The organism is Pedobacter steynii (genome assembly GCF_001721645.1).
GTDB classification, from domain to species: domain Bacteria; phylum Bacteroidota; class Bacteroidia; order Sphingobacteriales; family Sphingobacteriaceae; genus Pedobacter; species Pedobacter steynii_A.
Map to the genome: position 1 here is coordinate 733,449 of NZ_CP017141.1, position 21,031 is coordinate 754,479.

Annotated in this window: 20 protein-coding genes; 9 read left to right on the plus strand and 11 right to left on the minus strand. The window is 43.1% G+C overall.

Annotated elements, in window-relative coordinates; translation table 11 throughout:
• Positions 1-7 precede the first annotated feature (7 nt).
• The 4 genes from BFS30_RS03020 to dinB all read right to left on the minus strand — a co-directional run bounded on the left by BFS30_RS03020 (position 8) and on the right by dinB (position 6,077).
• The gene (locus BFS30_RS03020; RefSeq protein ID WP_237028702.1) at positions 8-1,129 is read right to left on the minus strand and encodes an AAA family ATPase; all 1,122 of its coding nucleotides are present in this window, start codon (positions 1,127-1,129) and stop codon (positions 8-10) included.
• Positions 1,098-1,808: an RNA ligase family protein gene (locus tag BFS30_RS03025; protein ID WP_069377919.1), complete on the minus strand. Its 711-nt coding sequence runs from the start codon at positions 1,806-1,808 to the stop codon at positions 1,098-1,100. The genes BFS30_RS03020 and BFS30_RS03025 overlap by 32 nt, the downstream gene beginning before the upstream one ends.
• A 165-nt stretch (positions 1,809-1,973) precedes the next feature.
• On the minus strand, positions 1,974-4,916 hold the full coding sequence (locus BFS30_RS03030; protein ID WP_069377920.1) for a DNA polymerase III subunit alpha: 2,943 nt from the start codon (positions 4,914-4,916) through the stop codon (positions 1,974-1,976).
• A gap of 3 nt (positions 4,917-4,919) precedes the next feature.
• Positions 4,920-6,077 carry a DNA polymerase IV gene (gene dinB / locus BFS30_RS03035; protein ID WP_069377921.1) on the minus strand — a complete coding sequence of 386 codons (1,158 nt, stop codon included), beginning with the start codon at positions 6,075-6,077 and terminating at the stop codon, positions 4,920-4,922.
• A gap of 331 nt (positions 6,078-6,408) precedes the next feature.
• Between dinB and BFS30_RS27680 the strand changes: the two genes are divergently transcribed.
• Together BFS30_RS27680 and BFS30_RS03040 are read left to right on the plus strand one after the other, a co-directional pair.
• Positions 6,409-6,549, plus strand: a complete 141-nt coding sequence (locus tag BFS30_RS27680) for a hypothetical protein (protein ID WP_157262866.1) — start codon at positions 6,409-6,411, stop codon at positions 6,547-6,549.
• The gene (locus BFS30_RS03040) at positions 6,539-7,429 is read left to right on the plus strand and encodes a lysophospholipid acyltransferase family protein (RefSeq protein ID WP_167353122.1); all 891 of its coding nucleotides are present in this window, start codon (positions 6,539-6,541) and stop codon (positions 7,427-7,429) included. The genes BFS30_RS27680 and BFS30_RS03040 overlap by 11 nt, the downstream gene beginning before the upstream one ends.
• 78 nt (positions 7,430-7,507) lie before the next feature.
• Here BFS30_RS03040 and BFS30_RS03045 read toward each other — a convergent pair whose 3' ends face one another.
• The 6 genes from BFS30_RS03045 to BFS30_RS03070 form a co-directional block, all read right to left on the minus strand.
• Positions 7,508-9,001, minus strand: coding sequence for a RagB/SusD family nutrient uptake outer membrane protein (locus BFS30_RS03045; protein ID WP_069377922.1), 1,494 nt, complete (start codon positions 8,999-9,001; stop codon positions 7,508-7,510).
• A 12-nt stretch (positions 9,002-9,013) separates the two neighbouring features.
• Complete coding sequence (locus BFS30_RS03050) at positions 9,014-12,475, minus strand: TonB-dependent receptor (protein WP_208603026.1); 3,462 nt, start codon at positions 12,473-12,475, stop codon at positions 9,014-9,016.
• A 211-nt stretch (positions 12,476-12,686) separates the two neighbouring features.
• Positions 12,687-13,826: a FecR family protein gene (locus BFS30_RS03055; RefSeq protein WP_069377923.1), complete on the minus strand. Its 1,140-nt coding sequence runs from the start codon at positions 13,824-13,826 to the stop codon at positions 12,687-12,689.
• 101 nt (positions 13,827-13,927) lie between these two features.
• Positions 13,928-14,503, minus strand: coding sequence for an RNA polymerase sigma factor (locus tag BFS30_RS03060; RefSeq protein ID WP_069377924.1), 576 nt, complete (start codon positions 14,501-14,503; stop codon positions 13,928-13,930).
• 84 nt (positions 14,504-14,587) lie between these two features.
• Positions 14,588-15,052, minus strand: coding sequence for a VOC family protein (locus tag BFS30_RS03065; protein WP_069377925.1), 465 nt, complete (start codon positions 15,050-15,052; stop codon positions 14,588-14,590).
• A 10-nt stretch (positions 15,053-15,062) separates the two neighbouring features.
• Positions 15,063-15,512, minus strand: coding sequence for a GNAT family N-acetyltransferase (locus BFS30_RS03070; protein WP_083252278.1), 450 nt, complete (start codon positions 15,510-15,512; stop codon positions 15,063-15,065).
• Between the two features lie 397 nt (positions 15,513-15,909).
• Between BFS30_RS03070 and BFS30_RS03075 the strand changes: the two genes are divergently transcribed.
• The 6 genes from BFS30_RS03075 to BFS30_RS03100 all read left to right on the plus strand — a co-directional run bounded on the left by BFS30_RS03075 (position 15,910) and on the right by BFS30_RS03100 (position 19,608).
• Entirely contained in the window at positions 15,910-16,491 is a 582-nt protein-coding gene (locus tag BFS30_RS03075) for a Crp/Fnr family transcriptional regulator (protein WP_069377926.1), read from the plus strand.
• Between the two features lie 104 nt (positions 16,492-16,595).
• Positions 16,596-17,132: a YceI family protein gene (locus BFS30_RS03080; RefSeq protein WP_069377927.1), complete on the plus strand. Its 537-nt coding sequence runs from the start codon at positions 16,596-16,598 to the stop codon at positions 17,130-17,132.
• An 11-nt stretch (positions 17,133-17,143) separates the two neighbouring features.
• Positions 17,144-17,365 carry a tautomerase family protein gene (locus BFS30_RS03085; RefSeq protein WP_069377928.1) on the plus strand — a complete coding sequence of 74 codons (222 nt, stop codon included), beginning with the start codon at positions 17,144-17,146 and terminating at the stop codon, positions 17,363-17,365.
• Positions 17,365-18,099 (plus strand): SDR family NAD(P)-dependent oxidoreductase, encoded by a 735-nt coding sequence (locus tag BFS30_RS03090; protein WP_069377929.1) that lies wholly within the window; start codon positions 17,365-17,367, stop codon positions 18,097-18,099. The genes BFS30_RS03085 and BFS30_RS03090 overlap by 1 nt, the downstream gene beginning before the upstream one ends.
• Before the next feature lie 23 nt (positions 18,100-18,122).
• Positions 18,123-18,503, plus strand: coding sequence for a nuclear transport factor 2 family protein (locus tag BFS30_RS03095; RefSeq protein ID WP_069377930.1), 381 nt, complete (start codon positions 18,123-18,125; stop codon positions 18,501-18,503).
• Positions 18,504-18,513: 10 nt separating this feature from the next.
• Entirely contained in the window at positions 18,514-19,608 is a 1,095-nt protein-coding gene (locus BFS30_RS03100; protein ID WP_069377931.1) for an NAD(P)H-dependent flavin oxidoreductase, read from the plus strand.
• A gap of 87 nt (positions 19,609-19,695) precedes the next feature.
• Here BFS30_RS03100 and BFS30_RS03105 read toward each other — a convergent pair whose 3' ends face one another.
• On the minus strand, positions 19,696-20,142 hold the full coding sequence (locus BFS30_RS03105; RefSeq protein WP_069377932.1) for a KTSC domain-containing protein: 447 nt from the start codon (positions 20,140-20,142) through the stop codon (positions 19,696-19,698).
• Positions 20,143-20,347: 205 nt separating this feature from the next.
• Between BFS30_RS03105 and BFS30_RS03110 the strand changes: the two genes are divergently transcribed.
• Entirely contained in the window at positions 20,348-21,031 is a 684-nt protein-coding gene (locus BFS30_RS03110; protein WP_069377933.1) for a response regulator transcription factor, read from the plus strand.

Consider the following 21,031-nt stretch of genomic DNA (forward strand, 5'->3'; position numbering starts at 1 on the left):
AAAGTCCTTAAGAATAGTGATAAGAAACAGAATGCGCTTCCCATGCTGCAGGAATCTCCAGTTTATTGATGAGCTTCTCCAGTACCTGCCCCGGAACAACAGCCTCACGTCCGCTGTTCTGACGGTATAAATTATCATAGGGCGTTTCTATATAAACGATCCTTACCCTGGCTTTATAGGTACTGAAAAGATCAATCAACTGCATTCTCATCTGACTGGTTGTATTTGTGGCATTCCAGACAAAAGCTTTTTGCTTACGCAATAATATTCTTGCCCTCTCTTTAGCTTCCTGGATGACGCGGCCATTCCCCGCTTTATCCGTTGGTTTGATTCCCCATTCCTGGCGAATGGCATCCAATGAGATCACTTCCATCTCCGGAAAATTCTTTTTAATAAAAGTATCCTTTCCAGCTCCGGGTAGTCCACTCATCAGTACAACTTCCGCCAATGGCTCATCAAAAGGGACATAATCCGGATAGGCATTTTCCTTTTGTAAATAATACATCCGGGCTTCATCAGAAACAAAGGACCTTGCGGTTCCCCAGCATCCCTGCTCCCTGCAAAATTCTTCAAAGCAATCAATCCGGTAAAGCATTGCCTCCTGATCTTTACAAATACGTCCTAGCATATCGGCTCTGGCCAACAATGCCAGCCACTCGGTATTGACTTCCATACTTGCCATGATCAATGCTTTTAGCGGATCTGGTTTTTCAAAAAGCCATATAGGCAATCCATGATACCTGACCAGCGCCACAATCTGCTCCCGGATATTAAAAGGAGTGGAAAGTGTCCGGTAGAGCAATTGCCTGGCTGTCATCGCCCCCTTTCGGGCATGCCCTTTTGAGCTGATGCTGCCATCTGCTTCAATTACGGTCGTGCTGTATTTCTCTACATCATGCAGCAATGCCGATGCCCACAGGATCTCTTTTTCCTGATCTCCTAGTTGCTGATACCCGGCTTCATTTTCCAGGGCAGCCAATACCATTTGTGTATGTATGGCCACATTACCTTCGGCATGATAGATTTCATCCTGAGGAACTTCTTCCATAGCTCTCACCCAGTCGAACTGTTTTTCCAATTCCGGCCAGGACTTGTTCTTACTGATGGTCCACATAGATACCTCCTTCATTATTCAGTGGGGCACGTTTCCAGCTGCGTGTCCAGTGCTGGTCCGTTTTAACATGCCCCTTTCTTACATATTTAAATACATTGTTTGAAAATTCTGCTACCGGGTAACTTCCCGAATTCCGGGTAACAATACCTTCCATTGTAGCCAAGCCACCGCTACAGGTATCATACGGGTCAAATTGCCCCCTTCCTGATGCCAGCTGCAAAACTTCCTTTTCAAAGGAAGACTGGTCTGTAGCAGGTTTAAAAGTCCCGATTACCGGTACAGTGGGTAAGTCCAGCATACCGGCATAAAACTTCGTTTCCTCCCAGCTGAGCCATTGATCCTCCTGTCTGATGCCAAAAACATAAAAATGATGATCCAGCGCCCGGTATTCCAGAGAATGGATGGCATATAAATTCTCCAGAAAAATTTCTAAGGTTCCCAGGTCATTCCTGATCAGCTGCCAGAACCTCCGCAGACTTTCTGTCCAGGGGGAGGTTGTTGCTGCGGCGTGAGAGCGGGCAAAGACGCCATATCTGGAAAGACAGTTGTTTTCACCATCCAGCTTCTCCGTATGTATCAGTGCAGGAATTTTTTCCAGTTGCTCCCAATATTGATGTTGTATTCTGTCGTCACTGGTAGTTCCCGGAGAAAAGGGATAGTGATAAGTACGACCATATTTTTGTGAAATACTCATGATATGAAAATTAAAATAATAGATAAGACCTGCCCCTTCGCCATAAAATGAGGAAGAGGATTCGTTATTTATTTTAATCGTATTACATGACTATGGTCTTTATAGAATTAGCTTTTTTTGACAAAAGTAATAAAATTCTTCCATTGCAGAAATCAGGCTACCTCATTATGACATTACCGGATTGTCTGCAATAGGCAGTTTGGCAAAACGAATCACTTCTACACCTGGAAAGCCAAAATCTTCCACCACCTTTCCAAGAATCAGGTAACAGCCTGTTCCTCTGAACGGATAAACCGGAGTAGAATCAGGAAAATGAGTAGTATCAAAAAAGTTTCCTTCTGCATCGATGAATGTGCCAAACCACATCTTCTTATTATTTTTTGTACGTACCGTTTTTTCACAGACGTAATGGCCTACCATTTTTACTGTTTTTCCTACATGACTGATCAGTTCTGAGCTATATACATCGCCCCTATACCCGGTCTTCAGCAGGTCAAACATAGAAAGACTGAGGGGGAAACCCAATAACTCCAGCTCATGATAAGCATCTTCCAGTCTGGTATTGATGAGCTCCGGCAATTTATAATGTTTTGCTTCCACCTTAAATAATTCCGTATCATTCAGGGGTTTGTTTTTTTTGCCTAATAACATGTGCACATCCCAGAGCAGTTCTTTTTTACTTCTCCCCGTAAACCGCAATGCGCCCACACGAATCAGGATGATGACCTGTTCCAGTCCCATTCCGGTACGTCTGATCAGATCTTCCAGGCTACGGTATTCCCCATTCCTTTTCCGTTCTTCAGGAATCAGTTCTATAAATTTAGACTCCAGTCCCTGGATGCCAATCAGGCCAAGATGTGCGGTTATTCCTTGGATAGAAACCACCTGTTTACTGCTGTTCACACAGGGAAGCTGAACCTCCGCCCCTGCCTTTTTCAATTCATGCACATATAACCAGCGGGAATAAAAACCTCCGTAATTGTTGAGTACAGCCACCATAAATTCTCGTGGGAAATAGGTTTTCAGGTACAGGCTCTGGTAGCTTTCTACTGCAAAACTTGCCGAATGTGCTTTGGAGAAACTATATCCGGCAAAAGAAGATACCTGTCGCCAGACCTCCCTGGTTGTTTCTTCCGCCCTACCCAATGCTTTTGCACCTTCAAAGAATTTCTCTATCAGCCGGTCGAATTCCACACTGGAACGATATTTCCCACTCATCCCTCTTCTCAGAATATCTGCATCAGTGCCGTCCATACCTGCATAATGAATACAGACCTTAATCACATCTTCCTGATAAACCATCACGCCAAAAGTATCTTCCAGCATTTCTTTCATTACCGGATGTAAATATTTTACATTTTCAGGGTCATGATAACTCTGAATATAAGCTTTCATCATTCCCGACTGTGCCACTCCCGGACGTATGATAGAACTCGCTGCCACCAGCGTCAGGTAATTATCGCAACCCAGTTTGGTCAGCAACTGGCGCATTGCCGGCGATTCGATATAAAAACAACCAATGGTATTTCCGGAATGCAGCCTGGCATTCAGTGTCGGGTCTTTCATCAGTTCCCCTACCTGATGCACATCCACCTTTCGTTGCAGGTTTTCCTCTACCAACCGTACTGCTTCTTTAATGTGTCCGATTCCCCGCTGACTTAAAATATCGTATTTATCGAATCCGATTTTCTCCGCCTCATACATATCCCATTGTACTGTAGGCATCCCTTTTGGCGGCAAGTCCAAAGCCGTATAATAGGTAATCGGTTCTTCAGAGATCAGCACCCCTCCGGCATGAATGGAGCGCTGATTTGGCCTATCCTCCATCAATGCATAAGCGGCCATAATTTTCTTAAAAGTGGGATTATTTTTATTTTCAACCTCCTTTGTCCGGTCGGTAAAGCTGTCTATTTCTGACTTAGGCAGCCCCATCACTTTACCGATTTCCCGGATCACACTCCGGTCTTTGAAGGTCGACATGGTTCCCAGTAAAGCAGTATGTGCTTTGCCGTAACGTTCAAATATATAACGCTGCACATCTTCCCTTTCATCCCAGGAATAATCGATATCAAAATCCGGTGCTGAAGTCCGCTGTTCATTGAGGAAACGTTCAAAGTAGAGGTTCAGTTCGATGGGATCTACATCAGTAATCCGCAGACAATAAGCGACGGTACTGTTCGCTCCCGATCCTCTTCCAACATGATAGTATCCTTTTTTCATCGAATAGCTGATGATGTCCCAGGTGATCAGAAAGTACGCACAGAAGTTCAGCTCGTCAATGACCCTAAGCTCCTCCTTCACCCGCTTTAAAGCAATCTTATGATCCTTTCCATAACGCTCTGTCAGGCCCTTCATCGCCAGCTGGTATAATAACTCCTTGTCTTCGTCCCTGTTTCCGGTAAAAGTTTGCCGGTTTCGCTTAACCTTTCCTTTCTGATAATCCATCACACAGGTATTCATCAGGTTCCGGGTATTGTCCAGGATAAACGCATATTTATCAAAGCGGCGTTCCAGCTCTCCCTGAGGCAGGAAGCTATCGGTGTCTTTACATTTATCCTCCGGACCAACCATCGTCAACAAGGTATTCAGATCAATTCCCCTCAGGTATTCATGTAAACGATAGCCAAGTTTATCCGCTACAAATACCGGTTGCAGCACCAGAAGTTTGTCCTTTATTGCTTTCAGGTCCCGATGGTACAACTGAGAAAGTTCATCAAAGCGAATCCCCAGGTATTCATTGTCTTTCAGTGCTCCGGAATACCCAAAGGGATATACCAGATAAGCGTGTTGCATCGCCGGAGCGATATCCGGCAATTTTGTTTGCGACAGGTTATGCAGGGTAAGAAAATCATTCAGTTCCTTCATCCCTTCCTTATTTCTGGCGATACCGATATACAATAACTTTTTATTCCGCCTGAATTCTATTCCACCGATAGGCTTGATCCCTTTCGCATCACAGGCCCTCATAAATTCCATCACTCCTGTAGAATTGTTGATGTCTGTGAGTACCATTTGGGTAATTCCCAGGTCCAGGGCTTTTCCAATCAGTTCGGGAATGGACATCGTACCATAGCGCAGGCTATATTGAGAATGAACATTGAGGTACATGAGCTATAAGTCTAAGTTCATGGTGGAAGCCAGCTTAATTGCCTGATCCCCGAAACGGTTACGAATCTTATCCAGGGCCTGGTACAAGCTGTATTGTTCCTGAGATTCACTATATAAATCGATCTGCTCATGTCCTGCCACCAGATTGGAAAACCGTACCCCAACCAGGCGCAGCAGCATCCGTTTCTGATACACCTGACGGAATAGTTCTTTTGTTTTAAGAATCAGCGTCCGATCGAGAGCGGTATAAGCAATCGCCACCTGTTTGGTTACATCTTCAAAATTGGAATAACGGATGGTAATCGTGATGCAGGCAGTCAGCTTCTTTTTCTGCCGGAGGTCAAAGGCCAGATCCATAACCATAGAGGTGAGCAGGTTATTGATCGTCTCCACATCGATACTATCCGCTTTAAAAGTACACTGGGTACCGATACTTTTTTGTTCCTGATAAGGAATTACCGGAGAATGGTCAATGCCCTTCGCCTTTTGCAGCAATGACAAACCGTTTTTACCAAGGATACTGTTCATCTGATCAGGATGAATCTGCGCGAGGGTGTATATTTTCTTAATTCCCATATCACTGAGCTTGATAAAGGTTTTCTCGCCCAGGCCTGGAATTTTCCGGATGGACAGCGGGTTCAGGAAGTCGCGGACTTCGGGTTGTTCTATATTCGACTCCCCGTTTGGCTTGCATTCATTTGTTGCCATTTTAGAAACCGTCTTGTTAACAGACAGACCGAAAGAAATCGGCAATCCTGTTTCTTTAATCACCGTGGCCCGTAATTCCTTCACATATTGTAAGGTATTGTGAAAACGGTCCATCCCCGTCATGTCGATATAATGTTCATCTATGCTTGCTTTTTCCAGTAAGGGCACCCTTTCTTTCAAAATCGCAGTAACTTCAAAAGAAGCTTCCGAATAGGCGTCCATATTGCCTTTAATGAATACCGCATGAGGGCAAAGCATTTTCGCCATCCGGGAGCTCATTGCGGAATGGATGCCATACTGCCGCGCTTCATAGCTGCAGGATGCGACTACACCCCGATCGGAAGTTCCGCCAATAATTACCGGTTTTCCAATTAAACTGGAATCCTTCCGAACCTCTACAGATACAAAAAAAGCATCCTGGTCCATGTGAATGATGTGTTTATCAGCAGACATTTTTTTTAGACGACTACAAAGTTATGCTAATATTATTAACAACAAAGCTAAAATACTAAATATTTTAGCTAAACAAAAAACATAACCGATCGGCTCATCAAAATTTATTTTCAGCTGACGTAGGGGTAAGGTCAAATCAGGTTGTCACAGTGTAAAGATCTTTATCCCTGTATGATGAAAAACAAGTCCGGCTAAGTCCTGCCAAACCACCCATTCGTGGACAGATTTCCACTGCTGGTCAATTTCTTTTCTGTAACCAGCATCGCCAGGTTAATTTGGCGCCTGTTCTTTCTTATGGAAGAAAACAAAAGCCTTCTTATATCAAAACCCCATGGTACGATTAAAAATTATGACTACACTTACTTCAAATCCATATTTCTGGTTGATCAGCGTCCTGCTGATTGCAACCGTTCTCCTTATTGTTTTAATCGCTTACTTCCTGAAAATCATTCATGAACCCTGTGAAGAATAATCCCCTGAAAAAAGTCATATATGACTTCTCCTTTCTATCCGTTTATTTTCCCGTTTACCTGCTTGGATTGCTTCCCTTATCGGTTTCAAATGGCACCATAGGCAAAGTACTTTATTTCTTTTCCTACCGTGTTTTCAGATACCGGTATAGTGTGGTCCTGCAAAATCTGTCGCGGGCATTACCTACAAAATCATATGGAGAGATTCAACAGATCTCAAAAGAATTTTACCGGCATTTATCTGCTATGGTTATAGAAACCACTAAACTATTTTCCATCAGCAGCACACAGCTGCTTAAGAAAGTAGAAGTGACCAATGTAGAAATGATCCTGGAGTACTATCAGCAAAAGCGGAATATTGTTGCCGTTCTGGGGCATTATGGAAATTGGGAATACCTGAATATCCTGCCAGCTTATCTGCCTTTTCCTGTCAATGCCATTTATAAGCCGCTCAGTAACCCTGTGATGGGCAAGCTTATTCATCACATCAGAACCCGGTTTGGGATGCGGCTAATCCCGGCAAATCAGGCATTGAGGCATCTGTTGAAACAGAAAGGTCAGCCCCAAATGTCCATTTTTATTGCAGACCAGTTTCCCGGAATAAATGAAGAAACCAAATTCGATTTCCTTCATCAGTCGACCAACATGTTCAACGGAGCCGAGAAACTCTCTATAGCTACCGATGCAGTGGTGGTTTATATTGATATAAAAAGAAAACCGGATAGCTGCTGGGAAGTAGGCTTTTCTCTCATTACGGATTCCGCCAGACAAACCCGGGAACAGCAGATTACCAGGTGTTTTGCCGATAAGCTTCAGGAAACCATTACCGCACAACCCGCCTATTGGCTGTGGTCGCACAAAAGGTGGAAAATTGCGCGTTAAATAGAAAGAAAATCTATACACACAAAAGGCAGCCTGATGAATAACAGGCTGCCTTTTGTCTTAAAGTTTTTATTAGAATTACGGGTTTTGTCCGCCCGGACCTATTGCCGGATTGGAATCAATTTCCGCCTGTGGAATAGACCATTGCCATTCCAGTCCGCCTGCAGGAACAGATAAAACTCCCGACAAGGCAAGTGTTGCATTTCCTCCCGTTCTGTCGACCGGCAAATTCAAACGCTTCAAATCAAAGAAACCAAAACCTTCTCCCCAGAGTTCAACTCTTCTCTGGATCAGGATTTCTTCCAGTAATGCCGTACCTGTATTTGTTGACAACACATAAGATGGGTTGCGGTTTTTTGCCAGTGTAAACAATGCATTCTGTGCATTTATATTCTCAGCGGCGTTTCCTTCTACCGCCAGATGCGCTTTTGCTTCCGCTTCAATCAGGTACATTTCAGCTACCCTCATGTTCACTACATCTCCGATACTGGTCGTACCCGCATTAGTGAATTTACGTTGCATGTAGGTTGATCTGCTACCCCCACTCGGCACAGGGAAGTCTTTATTGTTTCCTGTTGGATCCCAGAGTAGTTTACGCACATCCGTGTCCTCAATTTTATTGTACAATGCAGAGTTGATTCGTTTTGGGTTTGTCCTGTTTGCGCTGGAGCTATAAGTTCCCATATATGCAAAGAAGGAATAAAAATAAGTAGTCTGATCTTCTACCTGTTTGCTGCCCCACATCCACTCTGTATTCTCAATATTATTGAAACCAGCCCGGTAATCCGCGTTACTCATCAGGTTTAATCCTGTTCTGGCCTCAGTAGCATGCTGCGCTGCAACGGCCCATAGCCCTTGAGTTAACGCAACCCTTGCTTTAATTCCCTTAGCGACATTAAGATTTATGTGTGATTTTGTAGGCCTGGCACTTGCACCTGCAAGCAAGCCAATTGCCGCATCAAGGTCTTTATTCACCTGTGCGTAGATCTCTTCCACAGACGCTCTTGGTTTTCCTCCGTCAAGTACAGAATTGATCATCAGGGGCACTCCAGCCTGGGTGTTGGAAGCACCTTTATCATAACGCTTTCCAAAAACCTGTACCAGTACAAAGTGTGCCCAGGCACGATAAGTCAAAGCTTCTCCTTTAATCAGTTTCTTATCCGCATCAGGCCCTTCCGCAGCATCAATATTGTCAATAATCATATTGGCATTCTGGACGATTCTATAATAGAAAGTATAGATATAAGCGTTATTCAGCGTATTTGCACTTCTGTGAGTGATCCACTTATGAACACCGTAAGCGGTTGTACTTACCGTATTGATCAGGTCATTACCCATATAATCCATGCTCAGGTTCACAGAACCTTGTCCACCTTCCTCCTGTCTGGAGTATTGCATGTACAGAGATCTGTGGATTCCATTTAGCGCAGTCATTGCATTTGTTGTGGTGGTAAATACAGCACTATTGTCGACCAGATTGGTTGGATCTGTACTCAGATATTCTTTTTTACAAGCGCCCATTGACAAAACGAGCACTACCAATGGTAAATATATTTTGTGTAGCTTTTTCATAATTGTCTTATTTTAAAATGTTGCGTTAACGCCTAAACTCACAATTCTTGATGGCGTGTAATTATTTGAATTCGTACCATTGAAGTTTTGTCTTGGATCAAATCCTTTACGTTTAGAGATCAGGAACAGGTTTTCGCCCGTAGCAAAAACATTGACTTTACTCAGACCAATACTTTTAATCCATACCGGTGGTACCGCATAAGACAAGTTAACAGAACGCAAATCAATATAAGATGCGTCAATCAGAAAGCGGGTTGAAGTCACGTTATTTACCGTAGATCTGCCTACATCAAGTCTTGGGATGCCAGAAGGGTCCCCGATTTGCTGCCAGCTTTTCAATGCATCCACATGTAAAGAGCCACCATAAGCGCTATAAGACATCAGGCTCTGATAATTAGAATCCATTGATTTTCCTCCGACACCATAATTCATTTGCACCGCCAGTGTCAGGTTCTTGTACCTGAACGTATTGGTAAAACTTCCATCAAACTTCGGCAATGAAGTACCGGAATAAGCAAAAAGCGCGTTGTTGACATTTGTGGTATAATCCTGTCCGTTGATGGATCTTGTATCTGCCGGAATAGAAGGGTTCAATGGGTTGATCTGGAATAAGCCAGCGCCATCAACAGGATCTACCCCTGCCCATTGGCGTAACCAGAATTCATAACGGGAATAACCTACAGATAACTGTTTGGTCCCATCAATCAGCGTTGGCGTTTCATTTGGCATTTTGGTCACCTTGTTTCGGATCAGTGTCCAGTTTACATTGATATCCCAATTAAAGCCAGTGCTCTTTATAATGTCTCCACCAAGCTGAATCTCTATACCTCTATTGCTCATTTTCCCGATATTTCTGGAAATATAACTTCCATAGGTCGCTCCGTTTCCGATACCTATACCATTAGACAATGGCAAAGGAACTTCAAAAAGCAAATCTGTAGAACGTCTGTCAAACAGTTCGAATGAACCGCGTAACCTGTTTCCGAACAAGCCAAACTCCACTGCAAGATCTATCTGGGTATTGGTTTCCCAGGTCAGGTTCGGATCCGCAACATTGGCTAATAATATCCCAGGTTCTGAGGCATTATTATATCCTAATCTGTAGAACGGACGATCCGGGTAATAAGAAGCCAGACCGTCATTACCCAATGAACCGTAAGAAGACCTGAGCTTCAAATGACTTAGCCATTTGATATCTTTCATAAATTCCTCCTGACTGGCAATCCAGGCACCACCAACTGCATAGAAATTCCCCCACTTATTGCCGGGTCCCCATTTAGAAGAACCATCTCTTCTATAAGAGGCAGAGAAGAAATACTTTGAGTCGAAATCATAGTTGAATCTTCCGAATACCGCTTCTTTTTTATAATCATCGGTATAAGAAGAAAGATCTGTTGTTGTGGCAAAATTGACCAGTTCATCATTCCCATCCAGAATCTGAGTATTTCTGGCACCGGTCAGGTACTTATATCCGAAATCATAATTGTTATGTCCCAACAACACACCGATATTGTGTTTATCAAACTTCTTCGAGTAATTTAACAACTGCTCAAAAGTATAGGATGTTGTGGTTGTAGAGGTATTTCTGGCTCTTCCGTTCGGCGCGCCATCTCCGACAATTTTATTCTGATAATCTGAGAAAAAATAATTCGTCACATCAACACCTAAGTTCGTCGTAAATTTGAAATCTTTAAGGAAGGTCACTTCGCCATAAGCTCTTGCTCCAAGGACGTTTCTTTTAATCTGATTTTTATTCAACAAGGTCTCCTGAAGGATATGACGTCCCACACTTGCTCCTGAAGGTCTGTTAGGAATACCCAAAGAAGAAAACAGGTTTCCAGTATCATAGATTTTGGCTCCTTTTTCATCATAAAGAAGTTCCCCTGTTGTTGGATCATGCGCATATACGGGATAAATTGGCCCCATATTTCTGGAGAAATAGAAAGGATTTACGAAATTAGTGGTACCATCTCCATCTGACTGATTGGATTTCGTCATATTCCCTGTAATATTCAAGCCGGTTTTAAACCAGCTGAGTGGTTTTGAATTCACATTGATCCTTCCATTAATCCGGTTGTAATCAGAGCGGATGATGTATCCTTTTTCATCCAGATAGCCCAGGGAAACATAATAATCAGATTTCTCAGAACCTCCGCTAACCGCCATTGTATAATCGCCTCTTGAACCCACTCTTTTAAGTTCATCAAGCCAGTTCAGATCATCCGCATATTTTAGTTGTGCATTTGGGTTGAGTAAACCATCCGTACCAACGATAGATTTATCGTCCACATTGAAAGGATTATTACCTAATAAACTTTTGATTTCATTACTCGCCATGGTATTGGCCGCATCTAAAGAAAGACCCGGAGTAGTTCCTGTAGGATACACCAGACTGTTTCTGAAGGCCTGCCAGGCCAGAGGGTAGTATTGAGCTGCATTTACAGTTTCATATTCCGGTACTCCTCTTGAAGTTACCCCCTGCATTGCCCGTATGGTTAATTGTTCTTTATTTGCTCTCCCTTTTTTGGTAGTGATCAGAATCACCCCATTCGCAGCACTCGAACCGTATAAGGCCGAGGAAGCCGCATCTTTCAAGACACTGATACTTTCGATGTCTTCTGTGTTCAGGTTACCAATATTTCCGTCATACTGAACTCCATCAACCACATACAAAGGATCGTTAGAGGCATTGATCGAACCGGAACCACGTAGCCTGATTGAAGGACCGGCTCCCGGCTGTCCACTTCCCGCATTCACCTGGATTCCAGGAGCAGCACCCGCAAGGGCAGTAAGCACATTAGTCATCGGTCTTTTTGCCAGGTCTTCAGAACCTACTCTTGCAAGGGCACCTGTATATGCTGCCTTTGTAGAAGTTCCATAAGCTACAGTAATCAACACATCTCCAAGCACTTTTGCATCCTGTTCCAGTTGAATATCCCCAAGGTTCTCTGCTGCTTTTACTTCTTTTGGAAGGTAACCGATATAAGAGATCACCAGAACAGCTCCTTTTTCTACATTTTTAATCAGGAAATTTCCTGAGGCATCTGTCCCTACAGCTTTGGTTCCGGATTTTAACTTAACCGAAGCTCCGCCCAAAGGAAGGCCTGTTTCATCAATCACACGGCCACGAACATCAATGGCAGCAACTGCAGCTAAAGAAATCCTTGCACGTTCCTCTTCCGTTTTTCTTCTGATCACCACAATGTTATTATTCACAGAATAGGTCAGCTCCTGGTCTGCAAAACAGATTTGCAGCACTTCCTCGATGGTAGAGCCTTTCACATTGATGTTAATTGGCTTAGCATTGCGGATTAAGCTGGTATTACCCAAAAAATCATAACCGCTTTGAGTTCTTATTTTATTAATAATTTTTTCGAGTGAGGCGTTCTTCTCCGTCAGCGTAATGCGCTGAGCATATCCATTAGCACTTACATGAAGTATTCCTATGGACATCAGTATTAGAATTAGCTTCATAATCCTTAAGAATTGAATAGGTATCCACGCCAAAGGCCTGCACCTAAAAAGATGGTAAATAATCATATATTTGATTGTTTGGGTTCAATTGATTGAGTTGTTTAGTCGCAATAAGAATGGGTTGTCCCGAACAAGAGATAATTAAATATCAGGGCCGTTCGTGTTGGTAGCACAACGGCTCTTTGTCAGGCACCCTACATGGTATGTAGAATTATTTCGTCACAATGATCCTCCTTCCTTCGATTTTGAAATGTGCCTGATCTGTTTGTTCGATGGCATGGAGTATGGCAGAGATGTTTTTTGAACGGGAAACCTTACCCAGAAGAGAGCTTTCTGATGGTTCCATCTCGTAAACAATTTCCACATCATACCATCTGGCCACCTTTCTTAAAATACTTTCCAGGTTTTCGTCGTTGAAGACAAAGTTTCCATATTTCCAGTCCAACACATCTTCTGCGTTCACTTGTGTAACCTGAATATTTTTTCCTCTAAGGTTGCTTTGTTCTCCCGGACTAAGCACAATTGCCTGACCTTTTCCGGAAGAAACCCGAACGGAACCTTCCATTAGGGTAGTCCTTACCGTAGCTTCATCTTTATAAGAATTCACGTTAAAATGGGTACCTAGAACTTCTATTTCCTGGCCGGAGCTCTTCACCCGGAAGGGATGAGCTTCATCCTTGGCCACCTCGAAATAAGCCTCTCCGTTCAGCTCTACAGTCCGGTCTCTGTGCACAAAGGAAACCGGATAAGTTAGCCTGGAAGCTGCGTTTAGCCAGACCTTTGTTCCATCAGGCAACAAAACCTGATACTGTCCGCCTCTGGGCGTTTCAATGGTATTGACGGCCGTAAGGCTGGCCAGAGCATCGCTTTTCGTATTTTCTATGGTATAGATAATCTGTCCTTCTGCATTCTTGTTGATTTTCACTCCTGATTCATCCGCCAGCTGTCCCGTCCCTGCATCGGTCAGGGCAATCCTTTTTCCATTGGCGAGTGTCAGATAGGCCTTATTGCCTCCCGGGCTGATGTCATTTTTTGCGAACTTATCCTGATTGCCCTCAGCGTTGGCTTTCGTATGATCTTTAAAATAAAATAAGATTCCGACAGATAAACTAATCAGTACCACTGCTGCTGCAGAGATCCGGGTCCACAAACGACGACTTTGATGAAGAGAACGATCAGGTCTTAAATTTTCCCAGACCTCATATTTCGCTTTTAAAATCTGCTGCTCACTAATTTCATGCTCAGGCTGCCTATTCTGTACATACCAGGTTTCCAGCAATGCCAGCTCTTCAGCACTACAATTGCCCTGATGGTATTTATTCAGCAGATCATCTAAATCAATTTTTCGCATGGAATCCAAAAAACCCGTTAGGGGCTTTCTAAAAGAACAGACCCTTAAGTCCTATGGCATGGGGGTAAAATATTTTTATTTTTTTTCAAAAAAAATGAAAACTATCCAAAGAACATCAGAAAATAAAAGATCAGTCCAAACTTAATTTTAAGGATTTTAAGGGCATTTTTAACATGGCTACGCACCGATTGTTCGGTAATATCCATCTGTTCGGCAATTTCTTTGTAGGTATAGTGATGTTTCCTGCTCAGCTCAAATACTGCTTTCATCTTTGGCGGTAGAGACTGGACTTCTTTTTCAATGATTGCCGCCAGTTGCCGTTCTCTGACCCGATGGTCGGTAAGCCCCTCCTCTGATTGAAGATAGACACTTTGTTTTGCCGCATAGGCTGCGACTACATGCTGATGGGCAATCACCTTCAATACTTTATTTCGTACTGCTGTGTAGAGGTAATTCGACAAATTGTTTTGAATCAGAAGGGTTGCTTTCTTATTCCATAAATCTTCAAATAGCTCCTGAACCACATCTTTTGCCTGGTCCTCATCTCGCAATCGGTTTAAGGCATGTTTATACAATACTCCAAAGAAACGTTCATACAATTCCGCAAACGCACGATCGTCTCCTGAATGGAGCCGTTCCGTCAGTTCACTGTCGGGAAGATCGCCGTAAGAGATCATGAAATTGATTAATAAATAAGTTTAGGAGAAGATGTTCCCAATATTAATTATTTATAATCTAATTGTATTGTTTTTTTTACACAATTAATTGTCATTATTTACTTCCAGCCAATGCCCATCAGGGTCCTGGAAATAAATCTGCTTGATCCCATCCACTCTTAAAGTCACGCTTTGAGCAGCACCAGCCCAGTTTTCATAGGGGATATCTTTGGCTTTAAGTTTTGTGATAAAGGTTTCAATGGAATCCACGCTAAAACACAAATGCTCATTTTTATCGAAGTTTCCTTTGCCTTTTGCGCCCTGAATCAAATGAAGCTGCCCTGCAGGCCCCAGGCTAAACCAGGTGTGGCGGCCATCATGAAAAGGTTCCGGGATCTGCGTAAATTCAAAAACGCTTTTATAAAACTCAGTGGATTTCTCCAGGTCAGTTACGTATACTGCAATGTGGTTCAGCACAGCGGCATGTTGTTTTTTTTCAGTTTGTGCCATAGATTTATGGAAGGAGCTCAGGCTGAGCACAGCCGTAATGAGCAGGATTGATATTTTCATAATATGTTTATTAAATCAAATTGACATCGCGGTCTAAACGGTAGAGATCAAAACCTTTATCCCAATAATCCTTTACAATTTCTCTAAGCTCAAGACCAAATTTCGCATAGAACTCATGTGCCAACTGAGAGGTACGTACCGACACTGTCTTTATCCCTTCTATTTCTTTAATTTTTTGAATCCTGAATTTCGTTAATGCAGATCCAAGGCCTTTACCCTGACTTTCCGGATGAAAGAAATCCCAGGATAACTTTCCTGTTTCTCCATCTTCTGACAAGTTAAAACCGCCACAACCAAAAATAACGCCATCCAGTTCCACCACATAGTAATTGTCTGCATGGTGATCCAGATAGTCGATGAGATCGGCTTCTTCATTTGGAGAAAAATATTCGGGTATGTTCAGCTTCAACAGTTCAACGATACGGCTGCGGTCCCTGGCTTCGTGTTTTCTTATGATCATGTCGTTCATCTTAGGTATTCTCCATTTCGTTATTGGCCGCGCAGCATAAGTTTTTCCGTTACGAGCCCATTTCACAAATAAAGGAAAAATAAAAATAGCATTCCTGAAATCAAAACAAACGTTACCAAAAACAAAAGATCTCCTTTCACCGAAGCCTTATTTCCAACTGAAATATTCCAGGAGAATATATGGAGTTAGACAGGCCCGAAGCCGAAGCAAGCCCTATTAACCCCTATGGTCGGCCGATACTTGTCTATGCTAAACTAAACTCGTATATCCATATTTCAAAGGATAAGGATGATGAAATCAGATAAACATGATGAGGTTTTTTGAACATTTACAGCTGATATTGAAAACTTTCAACTAATTTGTGGCCTGGAGACAACTTCAGACTTGAATGACAGGAGCCAAAGAAATCATAAAGGAACATATTGCCAAAACCGTCACATTAACTGATGAGCAGTACGACTATGTCTTCTCCCATTTCAAATTAAAATCGTACAAAAAAGGACAGGCAATTATCACAGCCGGCGATCAGGTAGACTGCGAGTACTTTGTATTGGATGGCTGCCTGAAAGCATTTTATATCAATGATGACCTGAAAATGTTTATCCTTCAATTTGCTATGCCAACCTGGTGGGCCTCGGACTATAATGCTTTGTACAGCGGAGCAAAAGCCACCATAAATGTAGATTGTATTACCGATGCGGAGGTGCTTTGCCTATCCAGTGCCGACCGGGAAAAATTGTGCAGCGAGCTTCATCAGGTAGAATATTTTTTTCGTTGGCGCACCAATAAAGGCTATGTGGCCGCACAAAAACGCCTGCTTTCTTTTATGAATAACGATGCTAAACACCGTTATGAAGAGCTGTTAAAAATGTATCCGCAACTGTACAATATGGTTCCTAAAAGTTTGATCGCAGCTTATTTAGGCGTTTCAAGGGAAACACTCAGCCGCCTTTATCAGCGTGAAAAGTGACCTACATCACTTAAACTGCTGATATTCCCGAATGTGATGTAGGTCACATGCTCTAACAGATTTTCCTCTCCACCTTTGTCTTGTTATTTAAAAACATAAAGACAATGGAAACTCAAAAATTTGAAATCGCAGGCGGCCAAAGCAATGTTGATTGGATTGGCAGAAAGGTAACCGGTTCACATAATGGAACTATAGCCATTAAAAAAGGTGAATTAATTTTAAACAACGGTGAGCTTACCGGGGGCAAAATCATTATTGACACCACCACGATCAAAATACTGGACGTAACAGATCCAGCACTCAATGCCCAATTCTACGGCCACCTGGCTTCAGACGACTTCTTCTCATCAGAAAGCTACCCCGAAGCAGTTTTACTAATCACTTCAGTTTCCGGGACCAGCATTCAAGGCGACCTGACTATTAAGGGCATCACTCATCCTATAGCTTTTGATGCTGTCCTGAATGTAAACGGTGATACGCTTGTTGCATCCGGAAAGCTGGTCGTAGACCGCACCAAATACGAAATGAGATTTCGTTCGGGTAATTTCTTTAAAGACCTGGGTGACACCCTGATCTATAATGATTTTGACCTGAATGTAACGATCACTGCTATAGCTGTAAAAGCAGACGCTCTAGCCTAATCCATAAAGCCATGCCATACGTAAAAATAGAAGTGACCCGCGAAGGGGTTACCAGGGAGCAAAAGCAAGCCCTGATCAAAGGGGTAACTGACCTGATGACTGAAGTATTAAATAAAGACCCTCAATTAACCTTTGTAGTGATCCAGGAATATGACCTGGACAACTGGGGCCATGCCGGAGAGCAGGTATCTGTACTCAGGGAAAAAGGGATAACCGCTGAAAGAAAAAAATAATGAAAAAGCAAACCATCATCGTTACCGGTGCCTCATCCGGCATCGGCAAAGAAATAGCCCGTCACTTTTTATTGAAGGGTGACCATGTCGTCATTAATTCTTCTACCGCTGAAAAACTGGAAGAAGTTTACCATGAACTTGGTGCCGGGGAAAACCTGGCCATGGTAGCAGGCAATGTGAAAGATAAAAGCACAGGCGAGCGGATTTTAAAAAGCGCTATGGAAAGATTTGGTTCCGCAGACGTGCTGGTGAATAACGCAGGCATCTACGAAACCAAGGCATTCCTGGAAGTAGACGAAGCTTACCTCGACCGCTTTTTGGATACCAATCTGAAGGGAACCTTCTTTACTACACAAGCCCTTATTCCACAAATGTTGAAGCAGCAATCCGGAGTTGTGATCAATATCGGTACCCCTCTGGTTTATCATGCCCTGGGCGGCGCGCCCTCAACAGCACCAATTTCGAGCAAGGGTGCCATTCATGCCCTTACGCTACAGCTGGCGGCTGAGTTTGGTAAAAATAACATCCGTGTCAATACGATAGCACCTGGCATTATACGCACCCCAATGCATGGCGAGCATGCAGACAGCAGCGCTGGCATACACTTATTAAACCGTGTCGGCGAAGTAGAGGACATCGCTGAAATGGTCTATACGGTGGCCAAAAGCAACTTCATCAGCGGTGCCATTATTAATGTAGATGGAGGTATGGGCGCAGGACATCACCTAAACTGATTGAAAATTTTAGATCTAAAAAAATGGAAAGTCAACAAACAGCTAAAATAGCCATTTCACAAGTGCTGAAAGACTATTATTTTAAAGGGATTTATGAGGGGGATACCAGCCTGCTAATCGAGGTCTATCATCCTGGAACGTTATTGTTTGGCGACGTTAAAGGCGAACCCTATGCCAAAACACTGGCTGCCTATTTAGCCGGTGTTGCGCAGCGCCAAAGCCCCAGAGATTCGGGCAAGCCCTTTAAGGGAGATATCTTAGCCATCAAAGTGGTACAATCTATCGCCCTGGCAGAAGTAAAGGTAAAAATGTACGAGTTTAACTACCACGAGTTTTTATCTTTCCATAAGATTGAAGGAAAATGGCTGATCGTAAATAAAATGATAGCCGACGTTAAACCATAAAAATAAAGCCATGTGGTACCATACTAAAGCAACAGCCATACTGGGTATTCAATATCCAATACTGCAGGGCCCCTTCGGAGGCAACTTATCATCAGTTGATCTGGTCGCAGCCGTATCTAATGCGGGCGGATTGGGCGGCTACGGTGCTTATACTTTAAGCCCCGCAGAGATCATCGAAAAAAACAAACAAATACAGAACGCGACCAATAAACCTTACAACATCAATCTATGGGTTTCGGATACTGATGCCCTTGATGGCCTCACTTCTGATGAGCAGTTTGAACAGGCAACAGCGCTGTTTAAGCCTTACTTTGATGAGCTTGGAATCGCATTGCCGACAAAACCAGCACCTTTCCATACCCGTTTTGAAAACCAGGTCGAAGTGATACTGGACATCAGGCCCAAAGTTTTCAGTTTTATATTTGGTGTACCCTCGGCAGACATTTTAGAGCAGTGCCGCCGACTGGGTATTGTAACCATAGGAGCAGCTACGACATTGGATGAAGCGCTCTTCCTGGAACGGGCTGGCGCAGACATGATCATCGCATCAGGCTTTGAGGCTGGCGGCCACCGCCCTTCATTTTTAGCGTCTGCAGAGTCATCTACTACCGGCACATTTGTGTTACTGCAACTGATCAGGGAAAAGGTACGGATTCCGGTTATCGCCGCAGGTGGTATCGCCAATGGAAAAGGTATCGCCGCCAGCCTGACCTTAGGTGCTGATGCTGCTCAGATTGGCACGGCATTTTTAGCTACGGAAGAATCAAATGCCCTACCCATTCACCGGCAAATGCTTTTTTCGGATGCCGCTAAATACACCACCTTGTCGCGGGCCTTCACCGGCAGACTGGCCAGAGGCATCAGCAGCCGTATAGCTAAGGACATCATCCATAAAGAAGCAGAACTCCTGCCATTTCCTTTACAAAGCACCTTCATGTCGCCCTTACGAAAAGCAGCACTTGAGCAGCAGAAATGGGATATGATCTTATTTTGGGGCGGCCAGATCGCACCGATACTCAAACATACCAGGGCGAAAGAACTGATGCAATCATTAATTGAAGAAACAACGGAATTCTTCACACATTCTAAATCACATTTTTCCTGATCTGTGCAAAAAAAAGGGGTTGCAAAGCGCAATGCCCGCAACCCCTTTTAAGGAAATTTAAATATATAATGTCGCTAAAAACTACGTTTATGCAGTTTGTAACTTAGCTATATTTCTGTATGGGAATGAATTGAAGATATGGCGACGTGCGAATCTGCCAGGAGAATCAGCATTGACCAGTTTCACATAGATGGCTTTAGGAACACCAAAGTATTCATAAGCACTACCGTCAAGGAAATGAACTGTCAAGACCAATCCAGCCCAGTTGTAGTCAGCAATTCCGCAATTGGTAGTCGTTTCGGTATACTCCTCAATAGAAAGCTCTAAAGTTTCAGGAGCGATACTTACCAGAAAGTGGTAGGCTTCAATGATTTCCTTGCTTTTAACTTCCGCTTCTACTTTGGCCTCTTCACTATCCTGGAATTTATCAGGATGCCAATCTTTCATCAAATTCCTGTAAATGGTCTTCAATTCTTTTAATTCGGTATCCTTTTGTACACCCAATAGCTTTCTGTAGTCAACAATCTTCTTCATAAATGTGTTTAATGGCAATTATTGTCTTTGAAAAGCAGCCTTATTTTATTGCTACAAATGCTCCAGGGAAACAATTTTTGCAAAGGTACACTTTTTTAATCGAAAGAAAGATTAAGATTATATTAACAAAGCAATTGATAACCTGAGAGATAAGGAAAACAAATTTGAATTACCTTTGCAGCTTTAACAAGAACCATTTTCAGGTATGTTTAAAATTGGATTAGCAGAAGATGACTTTAAAATAGCCGGACTGATCAAAACCGGATTAGAAGAGCAGGGATACCTCGTTACCATTGTTTCCAACGGAGAACAAGCGCTTCAAACCTTCAAAGAGGAAGACTTTCATTTGGTGATTCTGGACATTATGATGCCCGGGCTCAATGGGATTGAAGTCTGCAAATCCATTCGTGCTGAAAATAAAGACCTTCCTATCCTGATGCTCACCGCACTTGGTTCTATAGACGATAAAGTAAGTGGTCTGAACTCCGGTGCTGATGATTACCTGGTAAAACCCTTCCATTTTAAAGAACTGCTGGCCAGGATTGAAGCTTTGCTAAGAAGGCAACACGCCTCCCCAGGAAACCAAAAAAACGATCACCTGCTCAGTTTTGATGACATCAGCCTGAATACCTATAGCAAGGAAGTAAAAAGGGCAGGAACGCTGATTGAGCTGACTGCAAAAGAACATACCCTGCTGGAATTATTCCTGCGCAATCCTAACCGCCTGCTCTCCCGGCAGTATATTGCTGAAAATGCCTGGGACATCAGCTTTGATACCGGAACCAATGTGATTGATGTATACGTCAACTTCCTCAGGAATAAAATCGAAAAGGGGTTTGCAAGAAAACTGATCCATACCAAGATTGGTATGGGCTACATTTTAAAATAG